Genomic DNA, 14,567 nt, shown 5'->3' with positions numbered 1-14,567 from the left:
TGTAACATTATCCAACATTGTGGTTTTCTGTCACACCTACGGTGCTTTTACTATATAAAACGAGTTACGGCTTAAGCATATTTAATGCTTAATACTTTTAGCTCTTCAATATTAGAGTGTACGTTTTACTTCTTTCATTTCGTAACATTCGATGATATCACCTTCTTGAATATCGTTGAAGTTTTTGATAGAAAGACCACATTCGTATCCAAATTTCACTTCAGCTACATCATCTTTGAAACGTTTCAAAGCAGAGATTTCACCTTCATGAACTACTACGAAGTCGCGAACGATACGGATTTTATTATTACGTTTAACGTTACCATCTAATACGTAACATCCTGCAACAGTACCTACTTTAGATATTTTGAATACATCACGAACTTCGATATTAGCGGTCACAGATTCTTCGAATGTAGGAGCCAATAAGCCTTCCATTGCATCACGAATTTCGTCGATTGCTTGGTAGATTACTGAGTATGTACGGATTTCGATTTGTTCAGTTTCAGCTAAGCGACGAGCGTTTGTACTTGGACGCACTTGGAATGCCACGATAACGGCATCGGCAGCAGAAGCCAACAATACGTCTGACTCTGATACTTGACCAACACCTTTGTGGATAATACGTACTTGAACTTCTTCTGTCGAAAGTTTTAGTAATGAATCCGATAACGCTTCTACCGAACCGTCTACGTCACCTTTCACAATAACGTTAAGCTCTTTGAATGTACCAATTGCTTTACGACGACCAATTTCTTCGAGTGTAATGTGCTTACGAGTACGTAGTGATTGCTCACGGATAATTTGCTCACGTTTGTTCGCAATTTCACGAGCATCACGCTCATTTTCCATTACATTCAGCTTATCACCAGCAGCTGGAGCACCGCTCAATCCCAATACTTGTACAGGAATCGCAGGGCCTGCTTCTTTTAATTTTTTACCACGGTAATCAAACATTGCTTTCACACGACCGTAGTGAGCGCCAGCCAACATCATATCACCAATACGAAGCGTACCTGCTTGAACCAAAATATTGGCTACATAACCACGACCTTTGTCCAAAGATGCTTCGACAACTGTACCAACGGCACGTTTGTTTGGATTAGCTTTTAATTCAAGTAGTTCGGCCTCTAGCAATACTTTTTCAAGTAATTCGTTAACCCCCATCCCTGATTTAGAAGAGATTTCTTGAGATTGGTATTTACCCCCCCATTCTTCTACCAAGATATTACGGGCAGCTAATTGCTCACGAACTCTATCAGTATTGGCACCAGGCTTATCTACTTTAGAGAATGCAAATACAATTGGTACACCTGCTACCATTGCGTGGTTGATAGCTTCTTCTGTTTGAGGCATCACGGCATCATCGGCAGCAATCACAATAATAGCAACGTCGGTTACTTTAGCACCACGAGCACGCATCGCTGTAAAGGCTTCGTGACCAGGAGTATCTAGGAATGTAATACGACGACCATCTTCTTGTTTTACAGAGTAAGCACCAATGTGCTGAGTAATACCACCTGCTTCACCAGCGGCAACTTTAGCACGACGAATATAGTCAAGCAAGGAAGTTTTACCGTGGTCAACGTGACCCATAATCGTTACGATTGGAGCACGCATTTCTAAAGTTTCAGGAGCATCTGCTTCTTCTTGAAGAGCAGCTTCAACTTCTTCTTCTGCTGATACAAATTGTACTTCAAAATCAAACTCCTCAGCAATAATCGCAATAATATCTGCTTCAAGGCGCTGGTTGATTGAAACGAACATACCTAAACTCATACAAGTAGAGATTACTTCGTTTACAGAAACATCCATTAATGACGCTAACTCGCTAGCAGAAATAAATTCAGTAACTTTAAGGATTTTTGCTTCTTCCTCTTCACGCATTTGGCGTTTTTCTTCACGCTCGGCACGAACTTTACGTTTTTCACGACGTTCTTTTGCACCAAAGTTTGCTTTTGAGGTTTGTCCTTGAAGACGAGCCATTGTCGCTTTGATTTGTTCCTGAATTTGTTTGTCAGAAACTTCCTCTTTTTCGTCCTTTTTAGGCTTCTTCTTGTTATTATTATTGTTACTGTTATTTGTATTATTATTGTTGTGGCTATGGTTATTATTATTACCTCCTCCAGAATTTGGACCTTGAGGTTTTTTATTACCATCTCCAGGTTTGCTAGGTTCGTCTTTCTTAGGACGAGGTGCACCTTTTTCGTTACGGATTTCTGCTTCAGTAACCTTTTCGGCAGGCTTAATACGTTTACGTTTCTTCTTATTTTTATTATTAGAAGAACGAGGCTGTTCTACTGGTAATTCAATTTTACCTAATACAGTTAAGCCTTTTAAGGTTTCTCCTTTAGCTTCAATAAGCTCGATATTTCTATCTGTTGGAACCTCATCATAACGCTTTGGCTGTGGCTTAGGCTGTTGTGGCTGTTGCACAGGATTTTGCAGTTTGTTTTGATTTGACTGATTATTGTTAGGCTTTTGGCCTTGATGATTCTGTTGGTTGTTGCGCTGTTGATTCGCTTGCTGATTATGCTGTTGTGGGCGATTGCCTTGATGCACTTGAGCATGAGGTTGTGCCTTTACTTCAGCAGCAGTAGGCGTTTCTATTTTAGCTACAGGTTGTGGCTGTGGCTCTGGCTGTTTTTTCTCTTCTACCACTGGAGCAGGTTCAGCTTTAACTGTTGGTTTTTCTTCTGCAATTACTTTTTTACTTTCAACAACTACCTCCTCTTTAGGAGTATTCTCATTCTGTGTCGGCGCTACTGCTACTGGCAACTCAGCTTTAGGTTCAGCAGTAATCGGAGTTGGTGCTACTGGAGCTGGCGTTTCTGTAGGAGTCGCTGCAGCTTGTGGTGCTTCAGGCGCTTTGGTTTCGACTACAGGCGTTTCAACAATGACACTTTCAACTTTAGGTTCAGGCTTGGGTTCAACGGGAGGCGTTACTGGCTTTGGAGGCACAGGATTTCCTTTTCCATCTAATTCAATTTTTCCTAATACTTTGAAAGTTACCTCTGCACGTGCCGTGATTTTCTCTGGCTCAATAACAGGTACTACCTCTTTGGGTTTATCTTCTGCTTTGGTTGCTTCATTAGCTCCTTCACGGAAATACAAAGGCATACCATCGTCTTGCTTTTTAGGGCTTGGTGTTGGTGCTTCCTCTGCCGCTTTTGGTGCAACTGGTGCTGCTGGCTGCATGCCATCGAGTAAGCTATCACTGCGATATTCTTTCGCCAATAATTTTAGCTGCTCGAAATTCAACTTGGTGTTGGGGTTGTTATCAACCTTATGACCTTTGGCAGAGAGATACTGAACAATGGTTGAGATACCCACGTTAATCTGCTTTGCCACAAGGCTCAAACGCATCATTTTATCTTCTGCCATACTTTTGCTTATCTCCTTTTCTATAATACTAATTGATTAATGTTATGAATGTTTTTGTTTTGTCTGAATTTCATCAAATAGAATTCTATTTGAGAAAACCTGTTGACGGGACTGAATGATAGAATAGTTTTGAATTGAGTAAATGATATGCTCAAGCCGAAGCCTGAAATTTTCGAACAACTATTCTATCATTCTATCATTCACTCAATCAATCTTATTCAAACTCAGAACGTAGAATTGACAGGACTTCGTTCACTGTCTCTTCCTCTAATTCAGTACGACGAACAAGTTCTTCGCTACTCAATTTAAGTACTTGCTTGGCTGTATCTAGACCTATACGGTGAAGCTCTTCCAAGATCCAGTCTTCGATTTCGTCTGAGAATTCTGTCAAATCCACATCCTCATCATCAACTTCTTCTTGTTTGATGTCACGATACACATCTAATTCGTAACCCACTAACTTGCCAGCAAGCTTAATGTTTTGTCCACCTTTACCAATTGCCAAAGACACTTGGTCGGGTTGTAAATACACCGCAATACGTTTACGCTCTTTATCAATCGTCATCGAACTAACTTTAGCTGGGCTAAGTGCACGAGCTACCAACAACTCAAGGTTTTCGGTATAGTTGATTACGTCGATATTCTCGTTTTGTAATTCACGAACAATTCCATGAATACGAGAACCTTTCATACCCACACAAGCTCCTACTGGATCGATACGGTCGTCATAAGATTCAACAGCAACTTTGGCACGCTCGCCTGGCTCACGTACAATTCTGCGAATCATGATTTGACCATCATAGATTTCAGGGATTTCTTGTTCGAATAATCTTTCCAAAAATACAGGAGAAGTACGAGACAAAATGATTTTTGGCGTACCATTATTCATTTCTACACGGTGGATAACCGCACGTACTGGCTCACCTTTTTTGTAACGATCTTTAGATATCATTTCTGCTTTAGGCAGAATCAACTCATTCTTTTCTGCATCAGAAATGATTAACTCTTTACCAACAATTTGGTAAACATCGCCAGAAACCATCTCACCTACCAAGTCTTTATATTTGTCATAAAGGCTTTCTTTTTCAAGGTCTTTAACCTTTTGGATTAGGGTTTGACGAGCCGTTTGTACAATACGGCGACCAAAGTCTTCTAGCTTTACCAATTCAGCCACTTCTTCGCCAATTTCGAAGTCAGGCTGGATTTTACGAGCTTCTTCCAATGGAATTTTGTCATAGTCCCAAATATCTTCTGAGTTGTCATCGACAATCTCACGGGTACGCCACATTTCTAAGTCCCCGCTTTCCGGGTTGATGATTACATCGAAGTTGGCGTCTGTTCCGTATTTTTTACGAATCATTGTACGAAACACCTCTTCCAACACCTTAATCATCGTCGGGCGGTCAACGCTTTTCTCTTTGGCAAAATCCGCAAACGACGCTATTAACTCTGCACTATTCATTGGTTCATAATTTTTAATGATTGAATAACTTGACAGAAAAGACTCTGGAGTGTTGAATTATTACTAATTCGCTCAACAAGTTCTACGCCAAGTAACGCAGCCACTATTTAAACGATATTTGTACCTTTGCTTTCTCTATATTCGAAAATGAAATAAATTCTGGTTCGATTACTTCACCTTTCTTCAGTTTCTTTTTAGGCTCTTCCAACAGAATGATACCATCCTCTTTCACCTCTTGTAGCACGCCTACTTTTTCAGCACTATCTTTTATTTGTACTTTGAGCGTACGTTCAATATTCTTGAGGTACTGACGTGTCAATACTAAAGGCTGATCGATACCTGGAGAAGAGACTTCGAGGTTATAAGCTGTTGGGATGAGTTCTTGTGCTTCGATTCCATTAGCCAATTTTCGGCTAATCTTGGCACATTCCTCAATCTTGATGCCTTCATCTGAATCCACTAAAATCGTAATGTTGATACGTGTTTTTAGGACATTGACTTGTAAATCCACTACGAAAAACAACCCGTTTTCGAGAAGTGGTTCAAGCATTTCTGCAATTTTATCTTTTAACATACTTATTTTTGAAGCCTACAGGAAAGAAAAAAGAAAGCATGAAGATGAAAAACTCTAGAAAACCACTACTTCACCCTCCTCTATGACTTTCTGGTCTGAATGTGTAATACAAAATAAAAAAGAGGGATTTCCGACCCCTCTTCCTAATTTTTCTGGTACAAAATTAGTACTTTTTTTATAAAAAAGCAAAAAGATGTTATTTTTTCCTCTTTTAAGGAAGCGTAGGAACAAGAAAACTAAAGCCGTGTTTATCAAAGCCTAAGGATTCGTAAAAAGCATGCGCCTCGACCCTCTTTTGGTTGCTTGAAAGCGCTAATTTGTAGCATCCTGCTTCGCTGCAAACTTGCATCGCAAATTGCATCATTTCTCTGCCAATTCCTTTTCCCTGTAAATTCGCTTGTACTGCTACATCTTCGACAATTCCTGATGGAGTACCCCGATGTGCCAAGTTATCCATCACTAGCAAGGCAAAAGTACCAACAACCTGACTATCGAGCTCTGCTACATATATCTTGTAGTTGGGATAGTTGGACATTTTCTGAAACAAAGCCTCTGCTTCTGGCAAAGATAACACCTGCCCCTTGTCTAGCACTTCGGCATACAGTTGGAGAATTGAAGGTAAATCGTTTGCGGATGCTTGACGAATTAACATAAATGGAATGTTTGGAGATTGAAAAAATGGGTAATCCGACTTTCTAAATTAATTATTTTTTGTAAAAAAAACTATTGTTATCTGATCGTCGGATGTCACTTTGCTTATTTTCTTCGTTGTTGTTTCGTCTTTAATCACTGGCTATTTTTTTACAAAATACTAACGTTCTGTTACGAATTAACTCAACGGCGTTGATTACCTTTGCAGACTTAAATTTATAACAGGACTATTTCAAAAATAATGCAACTCTTAAAAGTCACTCAGACAGCCATATTCACCTTTGTAGTATCTCTGTCATTATTTGTTAATCACTCAGAAAGCTTTGCGCAAAAAAACAAGCATAATACTCCCGCCTCAGTAGAACAGTTTCCTATTCCAGCCGAGGGACCTAATCGCCTTTTTTATATTCAGCGTAGCTCCAACATCAATACAATCTTATATGATGCCAATGTATTATCTAACAATAAACTAGATCATAAAAACCCCGTTCATACCTATTGGATTAGATATACAGAAGGGGGAAAAAAGCAAGAGTTATCAAACATTCAACGAACCTTGGCTTATGGCTTACACACTAGCGCTATCGAAGGTGAAGTAAATGCTTATGAAGGTCACTTTTTGGCTTATCGTAAAAGAAGATTTATTGTAAAAATTGACCATCATGGCGAAGCTGTAGCGCTATTTCCAATTAACGGAAAAATGCAAATCTTAAAAAAGGTATTTGTCAGCGTGGATGAAAGTGGATTGATGCCATCGGTCAACTATATAGAGCTTTGGGGCAAGGATGCTACTACAGGCAAAGAAGTGTATGAAAAATTTAAGCCATAAGACCTTATTCAAGCTTTTTGAATAAAGTTTAGCGCTAAATAAAAAGCCTGCAAGAAAATTTTCTTGCAGGCTTTTTATTTATTACTGGGCTAATTCGCCATATAAATCAAATTCTTGAGCCGAAGTGATTTTTACATTTGCAAAATCACCTAAACGAACATATTGACTGGCTGGAATTAATACTTCGTTGTCTACTTCTGGTGAGTCAAACTCGGTTCTACCAATAAAATATCCTCCCTCCTTACGGTCGAACAACACTTTGTAAGTATTTCCAATTTTTGCTTGATTCAATTCCAAAGAGATTTCTTGTTGCAATGCCATAATTTCGTCAGCACGTTCTTGTTTTACTTCTTCTGGAATATCGTCTTCGAAAGTATGCGAATGCGTATTTTCTTCGTGCGAGTAGGTAAATACCCCAAGACGGTCAAAACGCATTTTTTCAACAAACTGATAGGTTTCTTCAAAATCCTCTTCGGTTTCGCCAGGGTGACCAGAAATTAAGGTTGTACGCAAAGCAATGTTAGGTACTTTGTCACGAATCGCATTGATAAGGTCTTCTGTTTTTTCGCGAGTGATACCACGACGCATTTTCTTCAATACCTCTGTCGAACCACTTTGCAAAGGCATATCCAAATAATTACAGATATTTGGTTTGGCAGCCATCATATCTAATACGTCCATCGGGAAGCCTGCTGGGTAAGCATATTGCAAACGAATCCATTCCATCCCTTCAATGTCTGATAGACGGTCGAGCAATTCAGAAAGATTACGTTTTTTATAAATATCTAACCCGTAATACGTAAGGTCTTGAGCAATTAGGATAAGCTCTTTCGTTCCTCTTTTCACCAAAGATTTAGCCTCTGTTACAAGCTCATCGATTGGGCGAGAGATGTGACCTCCACGCATTAATGGAATCGCACAGAATGAACATGGGCGATCGCAACCTTCAGCAATTTTCAAATACGCATAATGTGCTGGAGTTGTCAACAAGCGCTCTCCAATCAATTCGTGTTTGTAATCTGCCTTGAGGGTTTTGAGCAAACGAGGTAATTCGTTTGTACCAAAAAAAGCATCAACCGTTGGGATTTCCTTTTCTAAATCATCCTTATAGCGGTGCGACAAACAGCCTGTTACATAAAGTTTGTCGATAACTCCTGCTTCTTTAGCATCTACATATCTTAAAATTGTATCGATAGATTCTTGTTTGGCATTGTCGATAAAGCCACAAGTGTTTACAATAACAATGTTTGAGTCGTCCTTTTTAGATTCGTGGCTTACATTCATACCATTGCCTTTGAGCTGGGTATAAATTACTTCTGAATCTACCACGTTTTTGCTACAACCTAATGTAACTATATTTACTTTATTCTTTTTTAACGTTTTCGTTTTCATTCAATTAGTTGCTTGAAAGTCGTTTTCTAGCTTAATAAAATTTGTAATTGCGAGAATTATCAGTTTTCAACATTTCTACATTTTAATTAAGTCTGCAAAGTTACAACAAAAAACTTAGAAATGAGGATTTTGGCAAACTTGGGTCAAGCATCGAGGCTATAATTTACCGAAAAAGGCTGTGAGAAACCTTTATCGTTTCTCACAGCCTTTTTTTACAATTCTTCTACTTCGGTACTTACGCCCAACTCGGCAAAAAGTCGTTCCCAATACGCCGAAACAGCAGGATTGTTTACACGAGTAGAAGCTGTTGGTTCAAAGGGCTTTGCCACAAATACCTGCACAGAAGTCAGGTTATTGAGGTTAGCTTTTAAATTACTAGCATCTTCTCTGGCCCAACCTACTGCGGCGGCATCGTCGGCAGGAGGATTTTTGTGAAAATCACGACGATGTTCGCCCTTCATGCTTTCGACCATGTCTGACAGATAATAGACTTTGACATCATATCCTCTGGCAGCTTCTTTTTCAATTAATTCGAGCGAAGCCAAAATATCTGTACTTTCGTTGCTACTCGAAGTATTTCGAGCGCTTAGTTGTTTAACGACTAACTGTTTGAAAATACTTTTTTCTTTACCCAAATCCAGCAAAAACTCTGTTTTGAGTGCTTCCGAATCATTGACATTAGATCCTTCAGTTTCGTCCATTTCGGTTCGACTGATTACTTCTGCCACTTTAGCTTTTGCGGTGTTTTCATGGATAAAATACACAATTAACTTATCGCCTTTTCCTCTGATATTCTTTTCTACTAAGTCATTGATAATTTTTGTGTATTTCTCATTCGCAAAACCTTTATCCACATTTACACTTACTGATTTGTCGATAAATACCATAGAACAAATCTTGGTTTCGGGCAATGTGTTTTCTTGTTTTTTGTCTTGCCCATTGCAAGCCCAAAGTAATGTACCCGCTATCAAGCAAAGGCTCAAACTTATTAGCTTACTCGAGACCTTAAATCCGAGAAATTTCATGTTTGTTGTTTAACATTATATATGAGGATGATAAAATTACAATTCAAAATCCAAGAAGATTCATCATTTTGACCAATCTATCGAGCAAACAGATAAACGGGCATTTTGTCTTATGAATTGTAAAGTTAGCGTTGTGCCTTACCTCTTCTTATTTGATGGCTATGTGCTTAGATTGAACTAAGCGAGCCTTCATAGTATTGACTTTGCCATTTTCCTCTACTGTATTTTCCCAATTCAAAATTTTGTAAGGAAATCGAGCTTCAAATACAATACTAACTTTACGATGTTTTTCTGGATATTCTATGGTATAACATTTAGACACTTGCTTACTTACAGAATCTTTCTTCTCTTCAAATGCAGTTTTGCATGAAATGGCTTCCACTTTTTGATTCGTACTACGAAGGTACTCAAGACTAGGAATCATCTCAATTTCTCCATCTGGTAAAGTTTGTGGGTTAAGGCGTACTCTATTCCAGAGTTCGTCCTCGAGCCATGCCGTTTTTACACTAATATCTTGTTGAGCTTTTGGTTGGAAATCACTTTTCCCTTTATACAAAAATGTTTGCCCTTGCCAATTCACTTGGCTGTATTCCTGCCCTTGCGTATTTTGTTTAGCATATTCTACCTTTAAGGCATGAGGAAATACCACATAATTTGTGGGCGTAAAAGTAGAGTTCATCAAAGAATATTCATATACTCCTGTATCAATTTTCTGTATTAAATTTTGTTTAAATACAGTTGTAGACTCAGATTTGTTCGATGAAGTAACTTGACCGTGTTTTTTAGTATCAAAATCTACTATCGTAAAAACCAGTTCTGCTTGTCCTGTCTTTTGGCTTGTATCAATCGTTTGTGTTACTTCGTAAGTATTAATCTCTGACAATCCTGTATTCCAATATTGCTGAAACATTTGGTCTTTGGCGAGAGGGTTATCCTCCAAGGGTGCGATAGTATTGGTAGGTTTTTCTATTTGAAAAATAGTCGCTTTTTTAAACACAGCAAAGAGGCAAGCCAAAATAATACAGAGAAAAAGAAAATTCCCTCGAATCCATTTGTCGAGTATTTGTAGATTCATATCTAAGAAGTTTGTTGAATTGTTCCATAGCAAGTTACACATTTTAGTCAAAATCACTAACTTGTGTAAGGATGGTTCTGAGCTTTTGTACTCCACTTACCTTTTCCTACGACTAAAAGCCCTACCATCTCTTATTACTCATCAACCTTTATATATCTCATGCACAAAATTTTACGCATCAAACTCTTACTTCTGACACTATGCGCAGGCATAACTGTTGTTGCCCAAATCCCCAAAGCTCCTTCTCGCTCCGAAGGCGAAGGTCAGTTTAATCGTATGATTATTCGAGGAGTCAACATCATCAATGGAACGGGCTCTCCTATGCAAGGACCTTGTGATATTGTTATCGAAAAAAACAAAATCACTCAAATCAAGGTAGTTGGCTATCCTGGCGTGCCCATTGACCCTAAGGACAGACCCAAAGCCGACAAAGGCGACAAAGAACTAGATTGTACAGGCATGTATGTACTCCCGGGCTTTGTGGATATGCACGGACATATTGGTGGTCGCTCGCAAGGTACGCCAGCTGAGTATGTTTTCAAGCTTTGGCTAGCGCATGGTATTACCACCATCCGTGACCCTTCGGCAGGAAATGGCTTGGATTGGGTTTTAGACCAGAAACAGAAATCCGAGAAAAATGAAATCACCGCTCCTCGTATATTGGCATATACAGCCTTCGGAATGGGTTCGAAGGAGAGCATCACTACAGCAGATCAAGCTCGTGCTTGGGTAGAAGACAATGCCAAGAAAGGTGCCGATGGTATCAAGTTTTTTGGAGCCAGACCCGAAGTAATGGACGCTGCGCTACGTCGTAATAAAGAATTGGGACTTCGTTCGGCTTGCCACCATGCACAAGTCGATGTGGCTCGTTGGAATGTACTCAACTCTGCAAGAGCGGGCTTGACTTCGATGGAGCACTGGTATGGTTTGCCAGAAGCATTGTTCGATAGCCAAACGATTCAGGACTACCCAGCAGACTACAATTATGGCAATGAGCAAAATCGTTTTGAAGAAGCTGGTAAACTCTGGAAACAGGCTGCCAAGCCTGGCTCAAAACGTTGGAATGAGGTTATGGATGAATTATTGAAACTTGATTTTACGATTGACCCAACTTTCAATATTTACGAAGCCAATCGTGAATTAATGTTGGCTCGTCGTGCCGAATGGCATGAAGAATATACATTGCCGCAGCTATGGCGTTTTTATCAGCCTTCTCGTGTTTCGCATGGCTCGTATTGGCAAGATTGGGGAACAGAGCAGGAAGTAGCTTGGAAAGAAAATTATCGTTTATGGATGAACTTTGTAAATGAATACAAAAATCGTGGCGGAAGAGTAACCGCTGGATCTGACTCAGGCTTTATATTCCAACTTTATGGCTTTGCGTATATTCGTGAGCTTGAGTTGTTGAGAGAAGCAGGTTTTCACCCACTCGAAGTCATTCGTGCGGCAACTCTCAAGGGGGCTGAGGCCATTGGTATGCAAGACAAAATTGGTAGTGTGGAAACTGGCAAGCTGGCAGATTTAGTAATTTTAGAAGAAAACCCACTCAAAAACCTCAAGGTTTTGTATGGTACTGGTGCAATTCATTTGACCGAAAGCAATGAAGTAAAACGTGTAGGTGGCGTAAAATATACCATTAAGGATGGCGTAATTTATGATGCCAAAAAGCTATTATCTGACGTTCGAAAAATTGTAACTGAAGCTAAAAAGAATGAAAACTTTGAAATTTTTCAACCAGGTTTAGAAAAGAAATAATCCTTTAGTTTTCAGACAAATAAATCTACAAATACCTTTATTTTTCACAAAGCTCTTTGTTTTTCTCAAAGAGCTTTGTGTTTTTTATGATGTAATGGTATGTTTTTTGACCCTATATGGTTAATCAAAATCATTGAGTTGAATGATAGTACTTATTTATCAAATATTTTATTGATAAAAAGGCTTTTTTTATCTTACTTTACTAAAAGTCAAAAAAGGATAATTCCTTATTATCCAAACCCGTAAAACCCATCCTCCTATGCTAAATCGTGTGTTACCCTCACTCAAAACATGGTCAAGTGTTTGGCTATGCTTATTAGTTCTTAGCATGAGTAGTATGTCTGTATTTTCTGCCATAAGTAGTAGTAAACTCCAACAAAAACCTGCAAGTACTAAGGGCAAACCTAGCCCTAGTGCTAAAACAAGTACTAGTAGTACCAAATCTGCTAGTAAGAGTAAAAAGAAAAAAGGTAATAAGAGTAAACGCGTTGCTAAAGTAGATACTACAGACCTTGACCCTACTCAAGTAAAAGTTCCTTTGTACCAAAATCCCTAGCCACAGGTCGGGACTGTTCGAAGGATTTTAAGCATCATCTATTTCGGATATCGAATATTGGATTGCGGAAGCACTATCTGCTTTTTTGACTCTTATTTGAGAAAAAGCTAAGTATTATGCCCCTATTTCCGAAATCAGAAATCCCAAATCAGCAACAGTTTGAAGCCCATCGTACATTACTAACCACAAGTCGCTTAGTGTCATTTCTAACACATTACAGAGTAAGGTAAATTCTCACTCCGACATTCTCTCCTTACTTCTTGGATTAGATAATATGTATTCAATCACAACGACTGATTTAATAAAATTCTTTTAACATGAAAAAACTCATTTTTACTCTTTTTTTGCTCCTTAGTAGTATTATTGTAACCACAGCCCAAGATGTAAATACTGCATTACGTTACCTTAAAATTGCTAATACCCTCCGTGAAGTAAAACAATTTGACCAGTCCGAAGAATATCTCAATAAAGCATTGGGAATGGTTCGTGGACGCAACGAATACTGGGAAGCGGCCATTTATGAAAACTTAGGTTTCCTTTATCGTGACCAAGAAAACGTGTTGGAAGCATCACGTAACTTCTCCAAAGCCATTGATATTTATAAGAAATTGAAAATGGGTATGAGCGAAAAAGCTATTTCGCAATTACTCGATGGTTTGAAAGAAGCAGAAGAACTTTATGCTGGTATAGACATCGGCTCGAAAGGTGTAAAGCTAAGTATTATTGGCGTAACTGTTTCTCCTAAAAAAGGGGTTACGTACAACCTTAAAAAGAGTATGTCTATCAACACTGAACCTAGTGCCTTGACTACTCAAGCTATCAAAGAAACGGCCACAGCTATCAAAGATTTGGTAGATACAGCTACTGTTCGTAACAACGTATTGTCTGACCGTATGTTTATTGTTATGAGTAGTGGATTAAAACAAGCTACAGACAAACAACCAGGCAAAGAAGCAGAAGTTATTGCGGCAATTCGTGAGGCATTGAAAAATCCAAGCCAAAAGATTGATATTATTTCGGCTGAAGATGAAGCTAAATATGGCGCCCTATCAATGGTTGCTCCTGAATTACACTTATCGTCGTCAGTAATGGATATTGGTGGTGGTAATATCAAAGGTGGTTATTTGTTGAGCCGTACAAAATTTGATGCAGTAAACTTCCCTTATGGCACAAAGGCATTTGTAAAGATTGTGAAGAAAAAACTCCCTGACGCTAACTTAGAAGAATATACCAAGGGAGTAAATGATGAGGTAAAAGTGGTTGGCGAAGAGTTGGCACTTGAACTTAATCGTAAAGTAGGTTTGAAAAATCGTAAAAACGTATTCTTATTGGGCGGTATCGTATTTGTAATGAACTCATTCTTACACCCAGAGCGTGCTGCTATTATCGGTCGTCCAGTAGAAGTAAGTTTGGAAGATATTCGCAAATTCCGTCAAATGAGTGCTAGTAGCTACGAAGAATTGATTAACCCAGATTTTTCTCGTGTGACAGATCCAGCAGTTCGCGCTATTGCAGAAGAGGATGTTAAAAATATCACTACGAAAATCTATAACCAACAAGATATTATTGCGGGTGCTGCTTTGTTAGAAACTTTGATTAAAGAAATGAATCGTGATGGTGTTCAAAAACGCTTCTATTTTATCAAAGGTGGTGACGTAGCATGGATTAGTGGTTATGTATTCAAATTAATTTCTGACGAATACCAAGCTCGTAAAGAATAGGTGTGATATATTGAGTGAATGGTGATTTAGTGATGAACTGTATTAAAAATCAAACTTTCAGGCAAATATTATTTTGTGAGCGCAATTTTATTTGCCTGAAAATCATTCTGAAACACAGTATTGTTTTTGACGATAGCGAAAGC

11 protein-coding genes are annotated in these 14,567 nt (G+C 38.8%); 4 read left to right on the top strand and 7 right to left on the bottom strand.

Features of this window, described 5'->3' with window-relative positions:
* Positions 1-111: 111 nt before the first annotated feature.
* From infB to QM491_RS16950, 4 genes are all read right to left on the bottom strand, one after another.
* On the bottom strand, positions 112-3,384 hold the full coding sequence (gene infB / locus QM491_RS16965; protein ID WP_283328785.1) for a translation initiation factor IF-2: 3,273 nt from the start codon (positions 3,382-3,384) through the stop codon (positions 112-114).
* A 214-nt stretch (positions 3,385-3,598) separates the two neighbouring features.
* On the bottom strand, positions 3,599-4,846 hold the full coding sequence (nusA, locus tag QM491_RS16960; RefSeq protein ID WP_283328784.1) for a transcription termination factor NusA: 1,248 nt from the start codon (positions 4,844-4,846) through the stop codon (positions 3,599-3,601).
* A 103-nt stretch (positions 4,847-4,949) separates the two neighbouring features.
* A complete protein-coding gene (gene rimP, locus QM491_RS16955) occupies positions 4,950-5,420 on the bottom strand; it encodes a ribosome maturation factor RimP (RefSeq protein ID WP_283328783.1) in 471 nt (156 codons plus the stop codon).
* A gap of 211 nt (positions 5,421-5,631) precedes the next feature.
* Entirely contained in the window at positions 5,632-6,072 is a 441-nt protein-coding gene (locus QM491_RS16950; RefSeq protein WP_283328782.1) for a GNAT family N-acetyltransferase, read from the bottom strand.
* 240 nt (positions 6,073-6,312) lie between these two features.
* On the opposite strand from QM491_RS16950, the gene QM491_RS16945 reads away from it, so the two are divergent.
* Entirely contained in the window at positions 6,313-6,900 is a 588-nt protein-coding gene (locus tag QM491_RS16945) for a DUF4833 domain-containing protein (protein WP_283328781.1), read from the top strand.
* An 81-nt stretch (positions 6,901-6,981) separates the two neighbouring features.
* Here QM491_RS16945 and rimO read toward each other — a convergent pair whose 3' ends face one another.
* The 3 genes from rimO to QM491_RS16930 form a co-directional block, all read right to left on the bottom strand.
* Positions 6,982-8,292 carry a 30S ribosomal protein S12 methylthiotransferase RimO gene (gene rimO / locus QM491_RS16940; RefSeq protein ID WP_283328780.1) on the bottom strand — a complete coding sequence of 437 codons (1,311 nt, stop codon included), beginning with the start codon at positions 8,290-8,292 and terminating at the stop codon, positions 6,982-6,984.
* Positions 8,293-8,504: 212 nt separating this feature from the next.
* Positions 8,505-9,317, bottom strand: coding sequence for a hypothetical protein (locus tag QM491_RS16935; RefSeq protein ID WP_283328779.1), 813 nt, complete (start codon positions 9,315-9,317; stop codon positions 8,505-8,507).
* A 148-nt stretch (positions 9,318-9,465) separates the two neighbouring features.
* Positions 9,466-10,392, bottom strand: coding sequence for a hypothetical protein (locus tag QM491_RS16930; RefSeq protein ID WP_283328778.1), 927 nt, complete (start codon positions 10,390-10,392; stop codon positions 9,466-9,468).
* Positions 10,393-10,551: 159 nt separating this feature from the next.
* On the opposite strand from QM491_RS16930, the gene QM491_RS16925 reads away from it, so the two are divergent.
* The 3 genes from QM491_RS16925 to QM491_RS16915 all read left to right on the top strand — a co-directional run bounded on the left by QM491_RS16925 (position 10,552) and on the right by QM491_RS16915 (position 14,424).
* Positions 10,552-12,147, top strand: a complete 1,596-nt coding sequence (locus tag QM491_RS16925) for an amidohydrolase family protein (protein ID WP_283328777.1) — start codon at positions 10,552-10,554, stop codon at positions 12,145-12,147.
* A 259-nt stretch (positions 12,148-12,406) separates the two neighbouring features.
* Positions 12,407-12,703, top strand: a complete 297-nt coding sequence (locus tag QM491_RS16920) for a hypothetical protein (protein ID WP_283328776.1) — start codon at positions 12,407-12,409, stop codon at positions 12,701-12,703.
* Positions 12,704-13,020: 317 nt separating this feature from the next.
* Complete coding sequence (locus QM491_RS16915; protein ID WP_283328775.1) at positions 13,021-14,424, top strand: tetratricopeptide repeat protein; 1,404 nt, start codon at positions 13,021-13,023, stop codon at positions 14,422-14,424.
* Positions 14,425-14,567 lie beyond the last annotated feature (143 nt).

It is taken from the genome of Flectobacillus longus (genome assembly GCF_030056705.1).
Taxonomy (GTDB): domain Bacteria; phylum Bacteroidota; class Bacteroidia; order Cytophagales; family Spirosomataceae; genus Flectobacillus; species Flectobacillus longus.
The sequence above is the reverse complement of the archived record's forward strand: the minus strand, read 5'-3'. Positions and strand labels throughout refer to the sequence as shown.